This window comes from Steroidobacter flavus (assembly GCF_042651805.1).
GTDB lineage: Bacteria > Pseudomonadota > Gammaproteobacteria > Steroidobacterales > Steroidobacteraceae > Steroidobacter > Steroidobacter flavus.
Window position 1 is genome coordinate 1733639 of sequence record NZ_JBHSDU010000003.1, and the last position, 22432, is coordinate 1756070.

The 22432-nt window shown below is 62.1% G+C and carries 20 protein-coding genes; 14 read left to right on the forward strand and 6 right to left on the reverse strand.

The genetic code is table 11. The annotated features are described in order from the left end of the window. Positions 1-103: 103 nt before the first annotated feature. The 6 genes from argH to ACFPN2_RS13085 all read left to right on the forward strand — a co-directional run bounded on the left by argH (position 104) and on the right by ACFPN2_RS13085 (position 6181). Entirely contained in the window at positions 104-1291 is a 1188-nt protein-coding gene (argH, locus tag ACFPN2_RS13060; protein WP_380597158.1) for an argininosuccinate lyase, read from the forward strand. Between the two features lie 2 nt (positions 1292-1293). Further along, positions 1294-1722 carry a PaaI family thioesterase gene (locus tag ACFPN2_RS13065; RefSeq protein WP_380597160.1) on the forward strand — a complete coding sequence of 143 codons (429 nt, stop codon included), beginning with the start codon at positions 1294-1296 and terminating at the stop codon, positions 1720-1722. Positions 1723-1791: 69 nt separating this feature from the next. Further along, on the forward strand, positions 1792-2097 hold the full coding sequence (gene lptM, locus ACFPN2_RS13070; RefSeq protein ID WP_380597161.1) for an LPS translocon maturation chaperone LptM: 306 nt from the start codon (positions 1792-1794) through the stop codon (positions 2095-2097). Beyond that, on the forward strand, positions 2097-4844 hold the full coding sequence (gene polA, locus ACFPN2_RS13075; RefSeq protein ID WP_380597163.1) for a DNA polymerase I: 2748 nt from the start codon (positions 2097-2099) through the stop codon (positions 4842-4844). Before lptM ends, polA begins: the two co-directional genes overlap by 1 nt. 152 nt (positions 4845-4996) lie before the next feature. Next, positions 4997-5518 carry an outer membrane beta-barrel protein gene (locus ACFPN2_RS13080; protein ID WP_380597165.1) on the forward strand — a complete coding sequence of 174 codons (522 nt, stop codon included), beginning with the start codon at positions 4997-4999 and terminating at the stop codon, positions 5516-5518. A gap of 45 nt (positions 5519-5563) precedes the next feature. Then, positions 5564-6181, forward strand: coding sequence for an outer membrane beta-barrel protein (locus tag ACFPN2_RS13085; RefSeq protein WP_380597167.1), 618 nt, complete (start codon positions 5564-5566; stop codon positions 6179-6181). Positions 6182-6757: 576 nt separating this feature from the next. Here ACFPN2_RS13085 and yihA read toward each other — a convergent pair. After that, on the reverse strand, positions 6758-7375 hold the full coding sequence (gene yihA / locus ACFPN2_RS13090) for a ribosome biogenesis GTP-binding protein YihA/YsxC (RefSeq protein WP_380597169.1): 618 nt from the start codon (positions 7373-7375) through the stop codon (positions 6758-6760). 109 nt (positions 7376-7484) lie between these two features. On the opposite strand from yihA, the gene ACFPN2_RS13095 reads away from it, so the two are divergent. From ACFPN2_RS13095 to ACFPN2_RS13110, 4 genes are read left to right on the forward strand one after another with little or no spacing between them, the layout of a single operon-like run. Beyond that, positions 7485-8111: a c-type cytochrome gene (locus ACFPN2_RS13095; RefSeq protein ID WP_380597170.1), complete on the forward strand. Its 627-nt coding sequence runs from the start codon at positions 7485-7487 to the stop codon at positions 8109-8111. Between the two features lie 51 nt (positions 8112-8162). After that, positions 8163-9041, forward strand: coding sequence for a thiol:disulfide interchange protein DsbA/DsbL (locus ACFPN2_RS13100; RefSeq protein WP_380597172.1), 879 nt, complete (start codon positions 8163-8165; stop codon positions 9039-9041). A 30-nt stretch (positions 9042-9071) separates the two neighbouring features. After that, positions 9072-10055, forward strand: a complete 984-nt coding sequence (locus tag ACFPN2_RS13105) for a magnesium transporter CorA family protein (RefSeq protein ID WP_380597174.1) — start codon at positions 9072-9074, stop codon at positions 10053-10055. Next, positions 10056-10910, forward strand: a complete 855-nt coding sequence (locus tag ACFPN2_RS13110) for an NYN domain-containing protein (RefSeq protein WP_380597176.1) — start codon at positions 10056-10058, stop codon at positions 10908-10910. Here ACFPN2_RS13110 and ACFPN2_RS13115 read toward each other — a convergent pair. Next, on the reverse strand, positions 10882-11859 hold the full coding sequence (locus tag ACFPN2_RS13115; protein ID WP_380597178.1) for an endonuclease/exonuclease/phosphatase family protein: 978 nt from the start codon (positions 11857-11859) through the stop codon (positions 10882-10884). The genes ACFPN2_RS13110 and ACFPN2_RS13115 overlap by 29 nt on opposite strands. Positions 11860-11868: 9 nt before the next feature. Next, on the reverse strand, positions 11869-12339 hold the full coding sequence (locus ACFPN2_RS13120) for a hypothetical protein (protein WP_380597180.1): 471 nt from the start codon (positions 12337-12339) through the stop codon (positions 11869-11871). A 613-nt stretch (positions 12340-12952) separates the two neighbouring features. Between ACFPN2_RS13120 and ACFPN2_RS13125 the strand changes: the two genes are divergently transcribed. The 4 genes from ACFPN2_RS13125 (at position 12953) to ACFPN2_RS13140 (ending at position 18084) form a co-directional block, all read left to right on the forward strand. Next, entirely contained in the window at positions 12953-15265 is a 2313-nt protein-coding gene (locus ACFPN2_RS13125; protein ID WP_380597182.1) for an ATP-binding protein, read from the forward strand. 64 nt (positions 15266-15329) lie between these two features. Beyond that, positions 15330-15749: a response regulator transcription factor gene (locus tag ACFPN2_RS13130; RefSeq protein ID WP_206606077.1), complete on the forward strand. Its 420-nt coding sequence runs from the start codon at positions 15330-15332 to the stop codon at positions 15747-15749. Then, on the forward strand, positions 15739-16188 hold the full coding sequence (locus ACFPN2_RS13135; protein WP_129641671.1) for a chemotaxis protein CheX: 450 nt from the start codon (positions 15739-15741) through the stop codon (positions 16186-16188). Before ACFPN2_RS13130 ends, ACFPN2_RS13135 begins: the two co-directional genes overlap by 11 nt. Positions 16189-16209: 21 nt before the next feature. Further along, positions 16210-18084, forward strand: coding sequence for a TonB family protein (locus ACFPN2_RS13140; RefSeq protein WP_380597185.1), 1875 nt, complete (start codon positions 16210-16212; stop codon positions 18082-18084). A gap of 112 nt (positions 18085-18196) precedes the next feature. On the opposite strand, the gene ACFPN2_RS13145 is transcribed toward ACFPN2_RS13140, so the two are convergent. Genes ACFPN2_RS13145 through ACFPN2_RS13155 form a run of 3 tightly spaced genes read right to left on the reverse strand, consistent with a single transcriptional unit; the run spans position 18197 to position 22262 of the window. Continuing rightward, complete coding sequence (locus ACFPN2_RS13145; protein ID WP_380597187.1) at positions 18197-19513, reverse strand: NTP/NDP exchange transporter; 1317 nt, start codon at positions 19511-19513, stop codon at positions 18197-18199. 23 nt (positions 19514-19536) lie between these two features. Further along, the gene (locus ACFPN2_RS13150) at positions 19537-21003 is read right to left on the reverse strand and encodes a M16 family metallopeptidase (protein WP_380597189.1); all 1467 of its coding nucleotides are present in this window, start codon (positions 21001-21003) and stop codon (positions 19537-19539) included. 11 nt (positions 21004-21014) lie between these two features. Continuing rightward, the gene (locus ACFPN2_RS13155; protein ID WP_380597191.1) at positions 21015-22262 is read right to left on the reverse strand and encodes a M16 family metallopeptidase; all 1248 of its coding nucleotides are present in this window, start codon (positions 22260-22262) and stop codon (positions 21015-21017) included. Positions 22263-22432 lie beyond the last annotated feature (170 nt).

Genomic DNA, 22432 nt, shown 5'->3' on the forward strand with positions numbered 1-22432 from the left:
GGAAGGCTCGCTTCGCGAGCTTTGCCATTAAGAATGGGTGTGGTGTCTACTATTTTGGATGCTCGCTCGCCGGGCTCGTTGAAAATATGATTGTGGTGTCTACATGAGCCGTCTCTGGGACAAAGGCGCGCCGCTCGACGAACGGGTGCTCCGTTACACGGCCGGCGAGGACCATGCGCTCGACAATCGGCTGGTCGAGTACGACGCTCGCGCCTCGATCGCGCACGCCGAGATGCTCAATGCTCAAGGCTTGTTGTCAGCGACCGACCTGGAAGCAATTCGCAAGGGCCTGACCGAGATCGCTGCTGAGCACGCTGCCGGCAACTGGCGCGTGCTGCTCGAACACGAAGACGGCCAGACTGCGCTGGAAAATCTGCTGACCGAGCGCATTGGCGAGGCTGGCAAGCGCGTGCATCTGGCCCGCTCGCGTAACGATCAAGTGCTCACGGCGGTGCGCCTCTATCTGCGCGACGCCGTCGATGAATTGAAACAACGCACTGAAGGCGCCGCTCAAGCGCTCGACGAGCTGGCGGCACGCGAGGGCGACGTGGCGTTGCCCGGCTACACTCACATGCAGCAGGCGATGCCGAGCTCGGTGAAGTTGTGGGCCGGCGGCTTCGCTGCCGAGTTGCGCGATGACGCCGAAGGTTTGCATCAGGTGCATCGTCGTTTGCAGAAGAGCCCGCTCGGCTCCGCTGCGGGCTACGGCTCACCGAATCTGCCCATCGATCGGGAAGCAACGGCCAAGAAACTCGCGTTCGCTTCAGTTCAGCAGCCGGTGACCTCAGTGCAGCTGTCGCGCGGAAAAGCCGAAGCTCAGCTGTTATTCGAAATCTCATTGGTGATGCAGGACGTCGCGCGCCTCGCATCGGATCTCTTGCTGTTCTACACGCAGGAGTTTTCGTTCGTCGCGTTGCCGGATGCCTTCACGACCGGCTCGTCTATCATGCCGCAGAAGCGCAACCCCGACGTGTTCGAGCTGATCCGCGGCCGCAGCGCCAGCGCGCAGGCTTGTTTGCTCGAAGTGATGGGCATCGTCGCCAAGCTGCCCTCGGGCTATCAGCGCGATCTGCAGCTGATCAAGGTGCCGTTGTTCCGTGGCATCGATCTGTGTCTGGACACGCTGGGCATTCTGCCGTCGGCGCTGGCGGGCGTGACCTTCCGCAAGGATCGCATCCGACTCGACCCGTCGATTCATGCGGCCGCGGAAGCGAATGAGCTGGTGGTCAAGGAAGGAATCTCTTTCCGCGAAGCCTATCGCCGCATCGGCGACAAACTGCGTAAGAAATAACCATGTCCATCTGGTTCAAACCGTACAAACTCGAAGATCTCACCACGCGCATCGGCATGGCGGAGCATCTGGGCATCGAGTTCACCGAGCTCGGCCCGGATTATCTGCGCGGCCGCATGCCGGTGACTGACCGCACCCATCAGCCCGACGGCATCCTGCACGGCGGCGCATCGGTTGCTCTGGCGGAAACATTGGGCAGCTACGCGGCCATGTTGACGACCGACCCGAGCAAATATCGCTGCCTGGGCCAGGAGATCAACGCCAACCATATCCGCGGCGTCGCCAGCGGCTTCGTGATCGGCACCGCGCGCCCGGTTCATCTCGGGCGCCGCAGTCACGTCTGGGAAATTCGTATCACTGACGAGCGCGACAAGCTGGTGTGTATTTCCCGCCTGACCATGGCGGTGATCGAGATCGATCAGAAAGCGTAATCGGCCTCGAATTCGCTCGAAGCTGTCATGGATGACCCATGCCCGGGAAGGGTCCTTTATAATGCGCGGATGAAATCCTCCACGCGCACATTCGGGCTGGCCTTTGTATTGTTCAGCCTGGTGGGTTGCGGGCTGAAAGGTCCGCTGTATTTGCCCGACGACAAGGCCCAGGAAGTGCCCGCCACGACGTCCGAGCCGGCGCTGGAAGGAAGCAAGGTTCGGGTGCTGCAGCCCGCGCCCCAGTCGCAAAAGAGAGATCGCGCACAGCCTCAGCGCACCGATCCGTCGGCGCCCAGTCAATCGCAGCCGCCGCCGGTGTCGCCGCCCGATCCGGATCGTCCCGCCACCACCCCACCGCCGCAGGCGGATCAGTAATGGCAGCACAACGCAAGCTCGTCCTGGTGGACGGCTCAGGTTATTTGTATCGCGCCTTCCACGCGCTGCCGCCGCTGACCAACTCGCGTGGCGAGCCGACGGGCGCGGTGCTCGGCGTGCTCAACATGCTGCAGAAACTGCGCAAGGAAGAGTCGCCGGATCTGATCGCCGTCGTGTTCGATGCGCCGGGCAAAACGTTTCGTGACGAACTGTTCGAAGCGTACAAAGCGACGCGCACACCGATGCCCGACGATCTGCGCTCGCAGCTGCAGCCCTTGCTCGACAGCGTTCGCGCCATGGGTCTGCCGTTACTGCGTGTCGAAGGCGTCGAAGCCGATGACGTGATCGGCACTTTGGCCTGTCAGGCCGCTGCGCTGGACTTCGATGTGATCATCTCCACCGGCGATAAGGATATGGCGCAGCTGGTGAATGAGCGCATCACGCTGGTCAACACGATGACCGGCTCGCGCCTGAATCGGGAAGGCGTGAAAACCAAGTTCGATGTTTATCCCGAACAGATCATCGACTACCTCGCGCTGGTCGGCGACACCTCCGACAACATTCCCGGCATTCCCAAAGTCGGCCCGAAGACCGCGGCGAAATGGCTCGGCGAATACGGCACGCTCGACAAGCTGGTGGAGAACGCCGCCGCCATCACCGGCAAGGTCGGCGAGAATCTGCGCAACGGCATGAAGGAGCTCGAGCTGTCGCGCAAGCTCGCGACCATCGACCTCAAGGTGAACCTGGAGCAGCCGTTCGAAACATTGCGCGTCGGCGAGCCCGATAAAGATCGGCTGAGAGAGCTGTTCACGCGCATGGAGTTTCGCGCACTGCTGAAGCAAATCGTCGGCGACGACGCTGGCGGTGCTCCGGCATCGTCCGCCGCGTCCAACGCTTCAGCAGAGCCGCCTGCCGAAGGCGCTCCGCCTCCACCGGTACCGCGCAGCTACGAAACGGTAACGACGGCCGCTGCGCTGGACACATGGATCGCGCAATTGAAATCAGCGAATGTGATGTCGCTGAATGTAGCGACGACGTCCGGCGGCTACATGCAAGCGGACATCGTCGGCATCGCGTTCAGCGTCGAGCCGGGTACGGTCGCTTATGTGCCGGTCGGTCACAACTATCCCGGCGCCCCCGAACAGTTGTCGCGCGATGCTGTATTGAAAGCACTGAAGCCTGTGCTCGAAGCCGAGCAACCGCTGAAGGTCGGTTACGACCTGAAGTACAAAGGTCACGTGCTCAAGCGCGCCGGCATCGAGCTGCGCGGCGATAAGTTCGACATCATGCTCGAGTCGTATGTATTAAACAGCACCGCGACCAAGCATGAGCTGGGGCCGATGTCACGTCGTTATCTCGGCATCGATCCGATTCCGTACGAAAGCGTCGCGGGCAAAGGCGCGAAGCAGATCGAGTTCAATCAAGTCTCGCTCGACACGGCCACGAGCTATGCGGCCGAGGAGGCAGACCTCGCTCTGCAGTTGCATCGCCTGATGTGGCCGCGGCTCGAAGCGCTGCCGCCGGTGAAGGAACTGTACGAAAACATCGAGCAGCCGTTGGTTCCGGTGCTGCTGAAGATGGAACAAGCAGGCGTGCTGCTCGATGGCGACTTGCTCCGCAAACAGAGCAATGAACTGGCCACCGGCATGCGCGAGATCGAAACGAAAGCGTACGCGGCCGCCGGCGGACAGTTCTCGCTGGAATCTCCCAAGCAGCTGCAGGACATCCTGTTCAACAAGCTGGGCCTGCCCGTCATTCGCAAGACGCCGACCGGTCAACCGTCGACGGCGGAAGACGTGCTCGAAGAGCTCGCCGCGAGTTATGAGCTGCCGAAGCTCATCATGGATTACCGCGCGTTCGCGAAGTTGAAATCCACCTACACGGACAAGCTGCCGCTGCAGATCAATCGCTCGACTCAGCGCGTGCACACTTGTTATCAGCAAGCGATCGCCGCGACCGGGCGCCTGTCCTCCGCCGATCCGAATCTGCAGAACATTCCGATCCGCACGCCGGAAGGCCGGCGTATTCGCCAGGCTTTCGTGGCCCCGAAGGGCTGGTGCATCGTCGCGGCCGATTATTCGCAGATCGAGCTGCGCATCATGGCGCATCTGTCCGGCGACGAAGGACTGCTGAAAGCTTTCAGCGAAGATCGCGACATCCATCTGGCAACCGCGGCCGAAGTGTTCGGCATGACGCTCGACACCGTGACCGCGGATCAGCGCCGCACGGCAAAGATGATCAATTTCGGTTTGATCTACGGCATGTCGGCGTTCGGCCTGGCGTTGCGGCTGGGCATCGAGCGCGGCACGGCGGCGCGTTACGTCGAGACGTATTTTCAACGTTATCCCGGCGTGCGTCGTTACATGGATGAAACACGTCAGCTCGCGCACGAGCGCGGCTATGTGGAAACCGTGTTCGGACGTCGTTTGTATCTCAACGATATCAATGCGCGTAACGCAGCTCTGCGCCAGGCCGCCGAGCGCGCCGCAATTAACGCACCGATGCAAGGCACGGCCGCGGATGTCATCAAGCGCGCCATGATCGAAGTCGATCGCTGGTTGTCGCATTCCAAGCTCGAAGCGCGCCTGCTCTTGCAGGTGCATGACGAACTTGTCTTCGAAGTGCGACGTGAGCTGGCGGACGATTTGATCGCCCACGTGCGCGAGCGGATGAGCGGTGCCGCCGAGTTGCGCGTGCCGCTGAAAGTGGATGCCGGCATCGGCGAAAACTGGGACGAAGCGCACTGATTGCTTCCAGTGCGCCGCGGCGCCCGCCGCCCCGCTCCTCTATTTCATTTCCGATTCAGGTTGATCGTGCATCCTGATGCAACCTGATGCCCTGTCCGACTATTTCAGTAGTCAGTCGTCCATCAGTCATTTGTTACAAAGGACCTAAATCCATGCGTAAAGCAATTCTGGCCACCGCATTGTTGCTGGCGAGCACAGCCTCGATGGCCGCTGACAACGGCATCTATCTCGGTGCCAGCCTCGGCGATGCCAACGTCGACATCGAGCAGGGCGTGCTGCAGGTGGACGAGAGCGATACCGGCTTCAAGATCATTGCCGGCATTCGTCCTTTGGACTGGTTCGGCATCGAGGCCAGCTATGTGAATTTCGGCGAGCCCGAGCGCAACGGCTTCACTGTCGAGACCGACGGCATCAGCGGTTTCGGCGTGTTTTTCCTGCCGGTCGGGCCGGTCGATGTGTTCGCCAAAGGCGGCGTGATCAGCTCCGACACCGATTTCAAACAAAAGAACGTCGGCAGCTTTTTCCGGGACGACGGCACCGACTTCGCGTACGGCGTCGGCGTGCAGTTCCGCCTGCTCAGCCTCGGCGTTCGCGCCGAGTATGAGAAGTTCGAGATCGACAATTTGAAGGACGCCAACATGCTCTCGATCGGCGTCACCTACACGTTCCTGTAAACAACGGAGCCTTATCCCACGCGTTTGCCCCTTCGTTGGCTGTCATTGCCAATTGCGCTGTGCGCGGCGAGCCCCGCCGCGTTCGCGCGCGACCCTGCTTTGGCGGGCCCTTATTTCGGCGGGTCAATCGGCGACTCGACCGTGCAGTTCAAGGACGACGAGACGCGCGAGGAGTTCGACGCCGACGACACCGGCTTCAAGGTGATCGCTGGCTACCGGATCATCGACTGGGTCGCCGTCGAGCTGAACTACACCGACTTCGGCAAGCCGGTGGACCGCATCTTCGGCGTCGACCTCCAGGCCGACTATTCGGCGGTCTCAGTCAGCGCGCTGGGCATGCTGCCCCTGGGCAGCAACTTCGACCTGTTCGGACGGCTGGGCGTTGCCCGGCTCGATGCCGATTTTTCTGCGCGCGGCTTCGCCGGTTCCGACAGCGAGAAGACCACCGAGCCTCTGATCGGCATCGGCGCGCAATTTCGCGCCAATAACCTGGCGATCCGGATCGAATATGAGGGCATCCTGCTCGATGCCAGCAATCGCGACGACGACGACTGGTGGGATAACTGGAACGACGATGACTGGGACAGCAATGACGACGACAGCGACTGGTTGAGCATGCTGTCGCTCGGGTTCACCTATAAGTTCGGCGGCCCGGGACGGTAAGTTCAGAATGAATTGGTCAGGCCAATTTGTTGTATGTGTGCCACAAAAGCCACAGAAACGGCGCCTGCCAAGGCTTCTGCCTGTGGTCTTCCAGTCGCAACTAAATTGCGGTTAACCGCATGAAAGAATAAAGATTTTTTCACACGAAACGGGTGAAAAAGTCGCGGAACTTTCGCCCCCGGCGGGCGTCATAATTCCCGAGCGTCGGCCAGGACGCTCCCGTTCGCTGACCTCCCTGAGTGAACGGTAACCCGGTCCATCCCCATGCCGGGTAATACTGCCCCGGTGGCTCCAGAAGTCGCCGGGGTTCTTTTTTTCTGGAGACCGGAAAGTTTGCCGTTCAGGTCGGCTCATAACGCAGCAGCCCTTTCTATTGCGGCTCCGCCGCCCCTCTCCCCGAAGTGCCAAAATTTGCGGCTTCGCCGCCTGTCCCGGAGCGTGCTGAGCCCTCCGGTCCGCGCCAGGAATGACCATAAAGGTGGCGAGGCCCCCGGGTCACTCCCAGGTCGGCCGCGAAGCGGCGCGACCGTCCGCGACAGCGGCTCCGATCCTCCGGGCCGGCGCGAAGACCCTGAATTAAATCTCTGTGGTGTCCGAAGCGCGCTGGGCTCTCCCGGCCAGCATCTTCAGCACCTCTTTGCGCGCCTCATCCACGCCCGTCTTATTCACAGCAGAGAACAGCTGCGCCGTGACGCCATCGCCGACCGAGGTGCGCACTTTCTTCAGAGTGGCCATCGACTCGCCGCGGCCGAGCTTATCGGCCTTGGTCAGTAACAAATGCACGGGCAAGCTCTGCGCGCCCGTCCATTCCAGCATCTGCAAGTCGAAGTCCGTCAGGGGATGCCGTGAGTCCATCACGATGACCACCCCGCCCAACGACTCGCGGGTTTCCACATAGCGCTCCATCAGCTGCCGCCAGTGATCGCGCATTTTCTCGGGCACTTTTGCGTATCCGTACCCCGGCAGGTCGGCCAGCCGCTGGCGGTCGTTGAGCGCGAAGAAGTTGATCAGCTGCGTGCGCCCCGGCGTCTTACTGGTCCGCGCGAGGTCTTTGCGGCCGGTAATGGCATTCAGCGCACTGGACTTGCCCGCATTGGAACGGCCGGCGAACGCGACTTCCGCGCCGACGTCGGCGGGGAACTGGTGCGGTTGCCAGGAGCTGGTGAGGAACTCGACGGGCGGGAACTGTGGCATGAGTTGAACTGTATACGCGCGAATGCTGTAGGAGGCTGGCAGGCAGGCCGTATCGCTAGTGTACAATTCCGCGCCTTTTGGCCAGCCGCCGCTACCGGAGTTGCGAATAATGAAGTTTCAGTCGATGGTCCTGCTCACCGTTCTGTGCGGCCTGCAGGCGGGCGTTAGCTTCGGTGCCGAACCGGCGGTCGCGGGCTCGGCCGAGAAAGGCCAGGCGAAAGCCGCGCCGTGTGTCGCCTGTCACGGTGTCAACGGCAACAGCGTGAACCCCGAATGGCCGAACCTGGCCGGCCAGCATGAGAGCTACATCAAGCGCCAGCTGACCGCGTTCAAGAACGACCAGCGCCAGAACCCGCTCATGACCCCGATGGCCAAGCCGCTCTCGGACGAGGACATGGCCGATATCGGCGCGTTCTTCTCCTCGCAGAAGTCCACCGGTACGCTCGAAGCCGAGCCGTCGAAGGTGGCGCTGGGGCAGAAGCTGTTCCGCGGCGGCGATCCGGCCAAGGGCCTCGCGGCCTGCCAGTCCTGCCACGGTCCGACCGGCGCGGGTAACCCGGCTGCCGGCTACGCGCAGATCAAGGGCCAGCACGCCACGTACACGATCAATCAGCTGAAAGCGTATCGCTCGGGAACACGCCAGACCGATCCGAATCAAATGATGCGCAACGTGGCCTCGCAGCTGACCGACGAACAAATCGACGCGGTCGCTGCCTACATCCAAGGCCTGCGTTAATCGAACTGGATCTTGCGGTCTGTCGCGGTCTCAATTGCTCGGAACGAACGCATGAACAAACTCGCTGCCCTGCTCTCGACCTTGGTTCTGCTCGCAGCCTGCGGTAAGCAGGAACCCGCGCCCAGCGCGCCGCCCGCCGCGGCCCCCGCCACGGAGCAACCTGCGACACCGGCAGCACCGGCGGCCGAGGGTGGAGCAGCGACGACCGACCAGGCTGCAGCCGATCAGGCTGCGACCGCCGCGCCGGCCGAAACCGTCAGCGAGATGGACGACGCCCCGCCGGCGACCGAGCAGCAGCAGACGGCTTCGACCACCCAGCCGCAGCTGAAGCTGGGCGGCTCGGTGGGCGGCGCGCCGACCTCCTCGAAGTTCAAAGAAGGCACCAACTACACCAAGATCGTGCCGGCGCAGCCCACCAACGCGGCGCCTGGCAAGGTCGAAGTGACCGAGGTGTTCTGGTACGGCTGCGGCCACTGCTTCGCGCTCGATCCGGCAATCGAAGCGTGGAAGGCGAAGGGCAAGCCGGCGTACGTCGACTTCAATCGCGTGCCGGCGATGTGGAACGAAGGCACCCGCCTGCATGCGCGGATCTTTTACACCGCTGAAGTGCTGGGCAAGCTCGAAGACCTGCACACGCTGATCTTCCGCGAGATCCACGTGAACGGTAATCAGCTGAACAACGTCGACAAGATCGCCGCGTTCTTCGCCCAGCATGGCGTGAGCAAGGACAAGTTCACCGAGACGTTCTCGTCGTTCGCGGTGGAGTCCAAGCTGCAGCGCGCGGACTTCCTCAACAAGCGCTATCGCATCGACTCCGTGCCGACGGTCGTCGTCAACGGCAAGTTCAGCACCGACGTCAGCAAGGCTGGCGGCGAAGACAAGCTGTTCCCGTTGATCGAAGAGCTGGCCGCTCACGAGCATGGTGGCTGATCTCGAGCGACACGCCCGGCGGCAGCTGCAGTGCTGAACATCTTCGTCCCGACAGCTTCCGGCCTGACCAAGGTCAAGGCGGGCACGGGCGACGACGGGCCGCCGATTCCGACCCAGGCGGTGTGGATCGACCTGCTCGAGCCCACCGTCGAAGAAGAAAAGCTGGTCGAAGCCTCGTTCGGCATCGAAGTGCCGACCCGCGAGGAAATGAAAGAGATCGAGACCTCGAACCGGCTGTACGAGGATAACGGCGCGCTCTACATGACCACGACGGTCGCCGCGCAACTCGACACCGATCGACCGATCAGCACGGCGGTGACGTTCATCCTCGCCGGCAACCGGCTCATCACCAACCGCTACCTCGACACCAAGCCGTTTCAGCAGTTCATCACTTACGCGGGCAAGCATCCGGCGTCGTGCACCAACGCAGTGACCGTGCTCGCGGGCTTGATGGAAGCATTCATCGAGCGCATCGCCGACGTGCTCGAGCGAGTCGGCGCCAGTTTGGACGGTGTTTCCAGCAATATCTTCGCGCGCAACGGGAACGGTCAGCCGACCAGCAACGACCTGCGCGCCATGATCGAGCGCATCGGCTTCAACGGCGAGCTCAACTCGAAGGGCCGAGAGAGCTTGGTCAGCTTGGGACGCTTGCTGATGTTCGTACAGCAGTCGGTGCCGGGCATCAGCGCCGAGCAGCGCGACCGCTTTCATTCCATCAGCCGCGACGTGCTGTCACTCTCCGACCACGCCTCGTTCCTGGGCTCGAAAGTTTCGTTCCTGCTGGAAGCGACGCTCGGCCTGATCAACGTCGAGCAGAACAACATCATCAAGATCTTCTCGGTCGCGGCCGTGCTGTTCCTGCCGCCGACTTTGATCGCCAGCATCTACGGCATGAACTATCACCTGTTGCCGGACCTGCCGGGCAAGTACAGCAACTTCTTCTTTTCCATCGGGCTGATGATCGCTTCGATGGGTGTCACTTATTGGTTGTTCAAACGCAAAGGTTGGTTGTAGATGGCTCACAACATCACCAGCATGGCGCTGTTCTGCGATTTCGAGAACATCGCGCTCGGTGTGCGTGACGCGCAGTACGCCAAGTTCGACATCGACCGCGTGCTCGAGCGCCTGCTGCTCAAGGGCAGCATCGTCGTGAAGAAGGCCTACTGCGACTGGGATCGCTACAAGGACTTCAAGAAGCCCATGCACGAGGCGTCGTTCGAGCTGATCGAGATCCCGCACGTGAAGATCTCGGGCAAGAACTCCGCCGACATCCGCCTGGTCGTGGACGCGCTGGATCTTTGCTACACCAAGGCGCACGTCGACACCTTCGTCATCATCAGCGGCGACTCGGATTTCTCGCCGCTGGTCAGCAAGCTGCGAGAAAACAATAAGACCGTGATCGGCGTGGGCGTGAAGTCATCCACGTCCGATCTACTGATCGCCAACTGCGACGAGTTCATTTTCTACGACGATCTGGTGCGGCAGGAAGAAAAGAAGCGCCATCAGCGGGCGCGTCGCAAACCCGCCGCCAAGCCCTCGACCGCCGCGGCCGGCGCCGCCGGCACGGCAGAAACACCGAAGGCCGCGAAGCCGGAAACGACCGAGGAAGATCGCAAGCAACAGGCTTTCGATCTGGTGCTCGACACCATCGATGCGCTCGGCGAGGAGCGCGATCAGGACGAGAAGATCTGGGGCTCCATGGTCAAACAGACCTTGAAGCGCCGGAATCCCGGCTTCAACGAAAGTTATTTCGGCTTCCGCACCTTCAGCGATCTGCTCGAAGAGGCGCAGCAGCGCAAGCTGCTGACCTTGGAGCCGGATCAGAAGTCCGGCGGCTACATCATTCGCCGGGCACCGCGGCCGGAATAACCAGATCGGCCACGATCGGCAGATGATCCGAGCCGAGCGACGGTCCCACCGCGGTGGTCACGCTGCGCCAGTGTCGTGACATCAAACAATGATCGATGCGTATGCCGACCGGCGCGAACTGCGCTGGCCAGCTGCGCGCCAGCCCGAAGCCGAGCGCGGCGTCGTGCAGCCCCGATTCCTCCAGCGCGTCGCTGAAATATTCCGACCAGGGCGTGAGATTGAAATCGCCCGCGACCAGCAGCGGTCCGCGTTGCGCCTTGCTCAAGGCCACCAGCGAATTCAGCTCCTGATTGCGATACTCGGAATTGTTCGGGCCCATCGGCCACATCAAATGCACGCCGAGCACGGTCACCGGCGTGCCGCGCCAATCCAGCATCATTCGTGAAGCCACGACCGATCCGCTCCGCGACAGCGGTACGGATTCAGCCGACAGCACCGGCCACTTGGTAAACACCGCCGAGCCCATGCGGCTGGTGTCCATGTGATAGTGGGGATACGTCGGCAGCAGCGGCAACAACTGTTCCGCCTGCGGCTGGGTCAGCTCGAGCAAGACCACCGCGTCCGCTTGTGATTTCTCGATGTACTCCGCGACGCGTGCCATGTCGCGATTTCGGAACCAGACATTGAACGATACGAGCCGGAATGCTTCTTCGGGTGTGGTGGTCGCGACGGCGACCTGCACGGGCTCGCTGGCGATATAAGGAAGCAGCGGCACGACGCTGACTCCGAAGCCCGCCGCGGCAACGACAGCAATCGAGAACCGTCGCAACACCATCAGCACGCAGGCGAGCACGACAAACAGGGCCGCGTACTGCACGCGAAAGTGAGCAAACAAATCGAACGGCCACGCGACCTGGCCGAGCAGAGCTGCCAGCAAACACAGCCAGACGCCGGCTGTGCCGAGAATCGCGAGCTTATGAGTGAGACGTAGGAATGCTGGACGGAACAAGTCGAATGCTTACATCAATGCCTTGGCGGACACGCGAGGCACGGCGGCGCGGCCAGTGGCGGTGGCATAAAACAAATCCATCGTGCGAATCCCTTTAACACGACGCGTCGAGCGCCGCACTTCGCGCAACAGCTTCAACAGCAACTGCTCATTGGCGCGACGGCCGCCGCTCGCAAATTCAGAGGTGATGCCGATGTGAACGACGGTGACATGTTCGACGTCCTGGCGGGCGTACACGGCGACGCCGACCGGGCGGCCCGTGTCCATGTCGATGGCGAACAGCGACTGCACTTCCGGCAGACCTTTCATATGGATCCGCAGCCGGTCGCGATCGGCGACGATCTCCGGCGCACCGAATTTCTCGATGGCGTCGGCGATGCAGGCACTGACCCGCTCCTGGCAGTCATTGAAGAACAACAGCGCTTCCAGCGCCGCTTTATGCGCTACGGGCACGTGCGATTTGAATTCTATTTTGCTCATGACCCTACGGCGTTCTAAAACGAATGACGACCCCGGGCGGCAAGCTGAACGGCAGGCGTTGTCCATCGCGAGGAGCGCATCATGAGCGGCGGCCACGGCCTTGTCGAGCGTCCCAGGTTACCTATCGCGGTGCGTAACTGCTTGCATCGGCGGCGAAAACCCCCGGTTGTCGCATAAACGCGCCATTGACTTAACCCCACCCCTCCAGGCAAAACTGTCTGCTGCAGCGCCTTCGGCCAAGTACCGGGGGCGCGCTGTTGCAGTCATGTCACATCAGCGGGCCGAGCCCACCGCACGCTTTACAAGCGGGCCCTACGACGGGTCCGGCAGTAGGTTTCAGCCTTTCCGGTAGTAAGACGAGCGGGATTCGCGCAGTCCACTGCGTGAAACTTTGAACTGGTGCAAGTTTTCGTCATTTAAAAACGGGAACTGAGTCGAGCGACAGTCAAAGTGCTTATTGTCAGATTAGATACTCGTTCATCAGGGAGCGGAAAGCCGCGGTCTGGGAAGACATCACCTCGCGATATGCGGGGCTGAAGGGGCGGGTTTCTGCATATTCCGGCTTGAGGGCAGGTAGGTCTGCGTTCAGCGCAGGCGACCAAGGGGAAAAGACATGGGAATTCTTGATCTGGGTCGGTACAAAGGAATCGTGTTCGCGATCACCGGCTTCCTGGTGTTCATCGCCATCATCCTGGCGGTCAACCACGGCAAGGCCGGCCAGTTCTCGGACAACGTCGCGGGCGTGCGCTTCCTGGAGAACCAGGCGGTCCAGCCGCACGCGGTGTATGACGCCAGCGTGCAACTGGCGCAACGCCTGCAAAACGGCGAAAAGATCGACGAAGCCCTGGAGAGCCTGCGCAAGGCGGCCACCACCTTCGATCGCTCCCTGAACAGCCTCGCCAATGGCGGCATGATCACGGACAGCTCCGGCGACATCATCGTGTTGCCGTCGATGACCGAGCCCGAAGCGGTCGCGCAGCTGAAGAACGGCAGCAAGCTGTGGGACGGCTACAAGGCCAAGCTCGATCCCATCCTGCGCTTCTCCGGCTCGCCGTACGTGACCACGCAGCCGGCCCCTGCCCCCGCGCCGGCCCCGGCCGCGAACGGCAAGAATGCAGCTCCCGCGGTTGCCGCTCCCCCGGCGGCGCCGACGATTCAGCTCAGCCCGCGCGGCCGTCGCCTGCAGACGGCGCTCAACGATCTCACTGGGTACGGCAACACCGTCCATGGCCAGCTCTCCAAGGTGCTGACCGACCTGTCGACCCAGGTCGAGGCCCATAGCCGTAAACAGACCGACACCCTGCGTTACATCCAGATCGGCGGCATGGTCGCGGCCTTGCTGCTGCTCGGCGCGATCTTCCTGTTCTTCGCCCGTAACCTGCGCAAGGACGAAGCCTCGTCCAACCGTCAGCGCAAGGAAACGCAGGACATTCTGCGCACCGTGAACGAAGGCCTGTTCCTGCTGGACAAGGACCTGAAGCTCGGCAGCGAGCGCTCCATGGCGCTCAACGCCATCTTCCGCCGCGAAGACTTCCTGGACCTGACCTTCGACAAGCTGCTCAAGGACATCGTCCCCGAAAAGACCCTGCGCACGGCGATGGACTACGTCGCCCTGCTGTGGGGCGAGCGGGTCAACGAGAAGCTGGTGAAGACCATCAATCCGTTGAACGAAGTCGAAGTGCATTTCGACAACCCGGCCGGCGGCTTCGACACCCACTTCCTGGAATTCGACTTCAACCGCGTGAAATCGGAAGGCTCGCTGTCCCACCTGCTGGTGACGGTGAACGACGTGACCAAGCGCGTGATGTTGTCGCGCGAGCTGCAGGAATCCCAGGAAAAGGCGCAGGCCCAGCTGGACCTGTTGTTGCGCATCCTGCACGTGGAGCCGGACAGCCTGACCAGCTTCCTGACCGACGCCGACGTGTCGTTGAAGATGGTGAACTCCATCCTCAAGGAGCCGGCGCGCGAAGAATCGGCGTTCCGCGCCAAGATCGACGGCATCTACCGTCAGGTGCACGCGGTCAAGGGCGAAGCGGCGGCGCTGGGCCTGAAGACCGTCGAACAGCGCGCCCACGCGTTCGAAGAATCCCTCAACGACTTGAAGGGCCGGCAGTCGCTGTCGGGTAGCGACTTCCTGCCGCTGGTCGTGAAACTGGACGATCTGTTCAACCACCTCGCCCAGGTGCGCGAGATGTTGAGCCGACTGGTCGATCTGCATCACGCCATCGCCAGCCGTCGGACCGCCGGCAGCGAAGTCGGCGCGGAGAAGGTGGATCAGTGGCTGGCCGGTCAGGATCAGACTCAGATCACCAAGGCCATCGTCGCTCCGCCGGATCTCGGCGAGACCACCGGCGCGGTCGGCGGTCTGGAACGCACGCTCGAAGACCTCGCAGCCCGCGTCGCCAGCAGCCAGTCCAAGCAGGTCAACCTGCGTTGCGCCGGCCTGGAAGGCGTGCCCGAGACGTATCGTCGGGCGGTCAAAGACATCACCATTCAATTGGTCCGCAACGCCGTCGTGCACGGGATCGAAGAGCCGGGCGAGCGCGCCAAGGCCAACAAGGCCGCGGCGGGCGCCCTGGCTGTTGAGTTCACACCGCGCGGCACCGACGGTTACGAGCTGATCGTCCAGGACGACGGCCGGGGCTTGCAGCTGGAGCGGATCAAGGAAGTCGCAGTGGAGCGCGGCCTGATCACCCCGGCGCAGGCCGCGATGCTCGACCCGCGCCAGACCATGGCGTTGATTTTCCGCCCCGGCTTCTCGACGGCGGATCGCGTCACCACCGACGCCGGCCGTGGCGCCGGCATGGACCTGGTGCGCATCCTGGTCGCCGAGCTCGGCGGCCGCGTCGGCCTGGCCTCGGCCGGCGGCAAGTTCTCGAAGTTCAAGATCTGGCTACCCGCGACCCAAAGCGCGGTAGCCGCCTGATGCCCCTTATGTAGACGGACCGAACGACTTCGCCCTGGAATACTGAAGACTAAGAGGGACTGTAATGGCGAGCGCCAATGCCAAGGCTGCACCGTTGACGAACGGGAAGCTCAAGCTCATGATTTGTGACGATTCGAACATAATTCGCCGCAAGATCGAGCGAGAACTGCAGATCGAGCGTCTGCAGGTCATCGCCACCGCGGCGAATGGCAAGCAGGCCGTCGAGGCCTTCCGCAAGGAGCCGGCCGACGTCGTCACCATGGACATCACGATGCCCGAGATGGATGGCATCGAATGCGTCGAGAACCTGGTGAAGATCAAGCCGGACGTTCTCATCCTGGTGATTTCGGCGCTCTCCGACAAGGCCACCGCCATCGAAGCATTGAAGAAGGGCGCCAATGGCTTTCTATGCAAACCATTCACAGATCGCCAGCTGACGGAAGCGCTGGAAGAGCTGTTGAGGGGCGCCGGCAATGATGACTAAAGTTGAATTGGAAACGTTCGTCGAAGGAACGACGCACTACTTCGCGACCGCGGCCAACCAGCCCGCTTCGGTCGGTTCGCCCTATATCGTGCAGGAAGGCAAGCCCACGATTCAGGAGTTCACCGGTCTGATTTCGATCGCCGGCAAGCGTCGCGGTATTGTTTATTTCACGGCGTCACGGCCGATGCTCACGGTCATGCTGATGCGCATGGGCGAGACCGAGCTGACCCAGGAGAACATGTGCGACCTGGTGGGCGAAGTCGCCAACACCATCTCCGGCAACGCCCGCCGCGATTTCGGTAAGGACTTCATGATCTCGGTGCCGACCGTCGTGGCCGGCGAGCCCGAGAAGATCGTCACCCCCGACAACATCCGCTCCTTCGTCATCCCGATCAATTGGCGCAGTCATTCTGCGCAGCTGGTCGTGTGTCTCGAATGAGGGTGCTGAAACGAGGATGACGTGCCCAGTACGCGGCCCGATGACTTTCTCAACACGGTCCGCACCACTGCGGCGCGGCCGGGTCAGGTCATTGATGTCGTCATACTGACGTCCGACGCGAGCTTGCTCGAAGCCCTGCGCAGCTCCGCAGGGTCCGAGCACGCTCTCTGGGATGTTCCTTCCGCCGATGCTGCCGTCGACTATCTGGTCGGCGGCCGCTGCGACGTGCTCATCGCCGACCTCGGCTCGCTCCACGGCGACGTGGCGTCGTTGCTGGAACGTTTGCAGATGCAGTTCCCCGAGCTGATCTTCATGGCCATCGGCCGGCGTGAGGACGAAGGCACGGTCGCGTCGTTACTCAGCACCGGCCGGATCTATCGTTATCTGCACAAGCCCATCTCGCCGGGCCGTGCCTTTCAGTTTTTGAATGCGGCCACGCGCCGCTACAACGAGCAGCGCGATGGCACTCCCGTCGCTTTGCAGACGGTGCGCACGATCGCTCGCAAGCGGCCGTATCTTGGCAAAGCCATCGCGGCCGGCTCGGGCGTTCTCGCCGCCGTCGTGGCCTTCGCGATCTGGTGGCATTCACGCGATCAAGGCTTGCCCGCAACCTTGCAGACCACGCATGTCGGTGAAACTTCCGTCGAAGATCAAGTGAAGTCCAAGCTGGGCAGCGCGCAGATCGCGTATCTCAGCGGCCGTCTCATCGATCCTCGCGGCGATAACGCGCTCCAGTATTACCGGGATGTGTTGACGCTCGACGCGCAGAACGCCGAAGCCAAAGCGGGCATGCAGAAGGTCATCGACACGCTCGAGCAACGCGTCGTCAAAGCGCTGGAAGAGCGGAATGCGTCTCGCGGTGTGACTGCCTGGACAGCATTGCAACGAGCCACCCCGAATCATCCGGAGCTCGAATCTCTGCGAGCGCAATTATTAGCGCTGTCTCGTGCAGCCCCCAAAACGCAAGCGATCCTTGCGAGTAATACTCGGCCGACCGCCCCGGCGAGCACTCAGCCTGGCGCGAATATCACATCCCCGGCCGGCTCGGACGCAACGCCCGCAACCAGCACGGCGCGCAACGTCAATGCTTCGGCCCCGGTCGATTCAGAGGCCGAGCGCCTCGCGGCGGCAGCCGCCGAGCGCGAGTTAGAAGACGCAATCGCACGTGAGCTTGCCGAGCAAGAGGCGGCCGCAAATGCACCTGCTGCCGAGCAGGTCGCCGAAACAAACGCTGCTGGGGCATCGGCAGGCGCTGCGCCAGCGGCCGCGGCGCCGGCGCCCGAGCCGCAGGGTCCTTCGATAGCTGAGCAAGTCGCCGCCGTCAGCGCGCTTCGTGAGCGCGGCGCTCTGATCTCTCCTGCGGGCAACAACGCCTTCGACAGCGTGATGTCACTTCGCGAGCGTTATCCGGAGGCGGAGGAAGTGCGCGGCGAGCAGCAGCGTCTCTCCTCCATTCTGTTGGATCGCGCTCGTACCGCGCTGGCCGCCAACAACATCGACGAAGCCTCGACGCTGATCAGCCGAGCCAATGTGTTGACCCCGGATATCCAAGCCGTTCGCACGCTCCAGGAACAATTGTTCCTTGCTCAAGAACAGCGTGACTTCACCAAGAACGTCGCGCAAGCCGCCTCGTTGAAGCGCGTGCGTGAAGTGCCGCCGGTTTATCCAAGAGACGCACAGCGCGCCGGCACCGAGGGTTGGGTGCAAGTCGAATTCACGATCTCCGCCGACGGTAGTACTCAAGACCTGCAGGTTCGCGACTCCGCACCCAAGCAGGTTTTCGACAAGGCCGCGCTCGACTCCGTGAGCAAGTGGCGCTTCGAGCCCATTCGCAAGAACGGCGCGCCCGTGGCCCAGCGCGCCGTGTTGCAAGTCAGGTTCGTGCTCAATAACTAACCAGGCCGATCTGCTCAAGCAGCCTCTCTGCTTCGATCAAGGCAGGCCGGCGTCACCTACGGCGCGAGGTCCGGCTCGCGCAGCGCTGGCGTCTTCACCACTGTCCTGTCGCTCAGCGGGCGGGCTCACCTTCGACTTGTAACTTCTCTTTGTCTTCGAAGCGACGGCCCAGCCAGTAACCGAGCAGCCCCCACAGCGCGGCGACCGCAGCGCCAAGCCAGGCCACGGCGGCGATACCGAAGCCTGCGCCCGCGACCCAATTGTTCAACTGAGCGGACAACGCATCGGCGCCGCGATACACGGGCACGTCGACGGTGTTCTTGGCTTTGTACTTTGTTTCTTTGTCGAGCGGGCTCCACAACATCTCGCGACCCGGCCGCACGAACGCATACTCCATCGCGCGACGACCGATCACGACCATCGTCAGCACCGCGAACGAGCCAGAGAGCGCCAACCCGGCGAACGCAAAGATCATGATCACCGGCACGAAGGTGATCAGTGCCTTCACCCCGAACTTCTCGGCGATGCGACCGGTCAGGAAAATCTGCGACGCCACCGTCAGTGCCTGCACGATCCAGTCGAAGCGCGCGAAGATCTGAGTGCGGTTCTTCAGGTCGGGGAAATGTTCCTCGACCAGGCGCAGCTGCTCGAAGTACAGCAGCGTGTTCACGCAGGAAATGCCCACCACGAACAGCGCGATGCCAAGCACATAAGGCGAGCGAAGGATGATGGTCACGCCCGCAAATGGATTGCCACCGATGGGGCGATCGTCGGCCTTGTTCGTGGCATCGGTGCGGCCGGACCATACGTTGAGCAGGACGCGTTGACAGAAAATCGCGGCGACGAACAACGCCGCGCCGAAGAACAACACGCCGCTGTTGCCAATGTGAGGCACAGCGAGATCCGATATGAACGGCCCCATCAACGCGCCCGCGCTACCGCCCGCAGCGATGACGCCGAACAACCGTTTGGTCTGGTTCCTGTCGAACAGCTCGAGCAGGAAACTCCAGAACACCGACAGCAGGAACAAGTTGACCACGCTGATGAACACGTAGAAGAACTTGCCCGCGTTCAAGTTGATCTCATCGCCGCGCAACGACAGCCCGGTGATCACCAGCACGATGGCGACGATGCCATAGGCCGCCGGCAGGAACACGCTACGGCGGAAGCGCGCGACCACCTCGCCATAGATGGGAATGATCAATATCGAAACGATGGAGGTGACGATCCAGATATCGGCCAGCTTGTCGCGACCAATGATGGTGCCGATGGTCTCGCGCACCGGGCGCACCGAGAAATAGCCGCTCCACATGAAAAAGAACAAAAAGAACGCGGCCACCACCGCCCCGGTCTCCGCCGGCTGGATCGGTGCCAGGCGTGACAGCAATCGGGCGAACGGCGACGGCGGCGAGTGAGCGGGCGTGTTCATGATTGTTATTTATAGTTGTGAGGTTACATCGGTGTGGCGGGCTCGACGGTGCCGTACTTCTTCAGCACCTCGTTGACCTGCTTGGCATCGCCGACGGCGACGATCTGCAAGTGGTCGCGGTCGTAATATTTCTTCGCGACCCGTTGAATGTCGGCGGGCGTGATGGCCGCCACGCGTTGCGGGTAAGTGTCCCAGTAGTCCGCCGGCAATTTATAGATTTTCTGAGTCGCCAGATTGCCCATGAGCGACGCCGGCGAGTCCAGCGACAGCGCGAACCGACCGATCAACGCGCGCCGCGCATTGGTCAGCTCCACCTCGGACACCGGCTCATTGGCAATGCGTTGCAGCTCCAGATTGAGCTCGTGCATCGCGCCCTCGGTCACCTCAGTGCGCACGTCGGTAGTCGCGACCACCACGCCGGGGAACGTGGTTCCCGTAAATGAGCTATAGACTCCGTACGTGTAACCCTTGTCCTCTCTGAGGTTCATGAACAAGCGCGAAGCGGGACCGCCGCCGAGGATGTGGTTCATCACCAGCACGGCGAAGTAATCGTCGCTGTTTCTTTCGATACCGATCGAGCCGACCCACAACGACGTCTGTACCGAGCCGGGCCGGTCGACCAGCAGCACGCGCGCCTTCTCCGGCCCCTTGGGCTGCGCCAGCGACACCTTGCTCAAATCGGCCTTGCTCCAGTCGCCGAAATGACGCTCCAGTTTCTCGACCAGATCTTTCAGCGAGATGTCGCCATGGGCGATCAGAAACGCATTGTTCGGTCGATAGCGCGCGGCATGGAACGTGGCGAGATCGGCGCTGGTCAGTCCTTTGATAACTGCCTCGCTCGGCACCACCAGCGCGCCGGGATGCTCGCCGTAGATCGCACGCATGAACTGTTCCTGCGCTTGAAAGCCAGGATTGGCCCGCTGGATCTGCAGCTGAGCGAGGAAGCGCGCACGAAACTTGTCGAGCTCGGCCGCCGGAAAGATGGGATTGCGAATGACGTCGGCCGCAATCGCCAGCGTGGGCTCGACGTTATCGCTCAGGCCCGTGACCGAAACGACACTCTCGCCCGAAGCGGGCCCCGCACTCGACGAGAGACCGGCGCCCAGCGTCGCGAGCTGTTCGGCGATCTCACGGCTCGAACGTTTCTTCGTTCCCTCGCGCAGCAGGCTCGCGGTGACCATCGCGACACCGCGCTTGTCCGCGGGATCGGCCAGGCCGCCGCCGTTGAAATACACCTGCATGGAGAACGTCGGCAGTTTGTGATCTTCCAGCAGCGAGACGCGCAACCCGTTCTTCAGCACCGCTTCCTGCGGCTTCGGCAATTGCACTCGCAGGGTCTGAGGATTGACCGGCACCTTGCCTTTCAACTCGACGCCCTTGGTGGAAGCGCCGGCCGGAGCGGATTGGCCAGGCGCCTGCGCGGACGCTTGCATGAACACCAGCGCCGACAGCAGCGCGAGCACGGTTTTCTTCTGGGTGAGTTTGTTCATGGCGCGCTCGCTTACGGGCCCGGTGCAGTCGGTGCGGCCGGCGCAGGCAGCGTGGTCAACACAGTCCGCCCCGTGGTGATCAGATATTTCCTCGCGACCCGCTGCACGTCGGCGCGGGTCACTGCATCGATCTTCTGCAGCCGCGTGTTGATCAGGTTCGGATCTTTGAAAAGGATGGTGTAGCTGCCGAGAATGTTCGCGCGATTCTGCGCGCTGCGAATACTTTGCAGATAACCCAACCGCGTGGCGTTACGCGCCTTCTGCAACTCCCAGTCGGCGATGGGCTCTTCGCTGATGCGCTTGATCTCTTCGTAAATCGCCGCTTCGACGACCTCCGGCTTTTGATCGGGCCGCACCGTGGCGGTGATGTAGAAACCGCCCGTGCCGATGCGCTCTTCGACGTAACCGCCGATGCCGGACACCAGCTCCTTTTCCTTGCTGATGCTTTGATACAGCCGCGAGCTGTCGCCGCCCTGGAGCACCGAGGACAACACCTGCAAGGCCGCCTGATCGGCATCGTTGCCGACGCCGATCTTGTAACCGATCAGAACCTGCGGCGCGCGTGCCAGCGGATCGGTCAGGTTCTCACGACGTTCCGCGGTTTGTTGAGCCTCGACCAGATCGACCGGCGGCGGCGCGGGCTGACTGGGAATGTCCTCGAAATTTTTCCGGATCAGGGCCAGCGCGTCGTCGCGCTTGAAGTCGCCGACCACGGTCAGCACCGCGTTGTTCGGCGCGTAGTAGATCCGGAAGAACTCCGCCACGTCGTGCACGCTGGCCGCATTCAGATCTTCCATCGAGCCGATGGTCGAATGCTTGTAGCCGAACTTGTCGTAGAACACTTCATCGAAGCGCTCATACGAGCGGCCATAGGGCTGATTGTCGACCCGCATGCGGCGCTCTTCCTGCACGGCCTTGCGCTGGTTGTCGAGCTTGGCCTGGGTGATGTCCAGCGAGCGCATGCGGTCGGCTTCGAGGAACAGCGCCATCTCCAGCTGATTCGCCGGCAGCGCTTCGTAGTAGATGGTGATGTCGGAGCTGGTAGTGCCGTTCATGGCACCGCCGTTGGTGAACACTTGATAGAAATGTTCGCCGTCGCCCACGTTCTTCGAGCCCTTGAACATCATGTGCTCGAACAAATGCGCAAAGCCGGTCAAGCCTGGACGCTCGTTGCGCGACCCGACGTCATAAGTGACGTTCACGGCGATGACGGGCGTGGTGTGATCTTCGACGAGCTGAACGCGCAGGCCGTTCTTCAAGGTGTGCTCAGAAAAATCTACACGTACCGCCGCGGGTGTCGCAGCAGTTGCTTGCAAGGTTGGCGCTGAAGCCAAGGCGAGGCAGAGGCAAGCCCCGAAAGCAGAACGCATGGTGACCACTCCATTGCAGATCCGGCCGAGAATACAACATTGGCCCGACCGGTCGGACA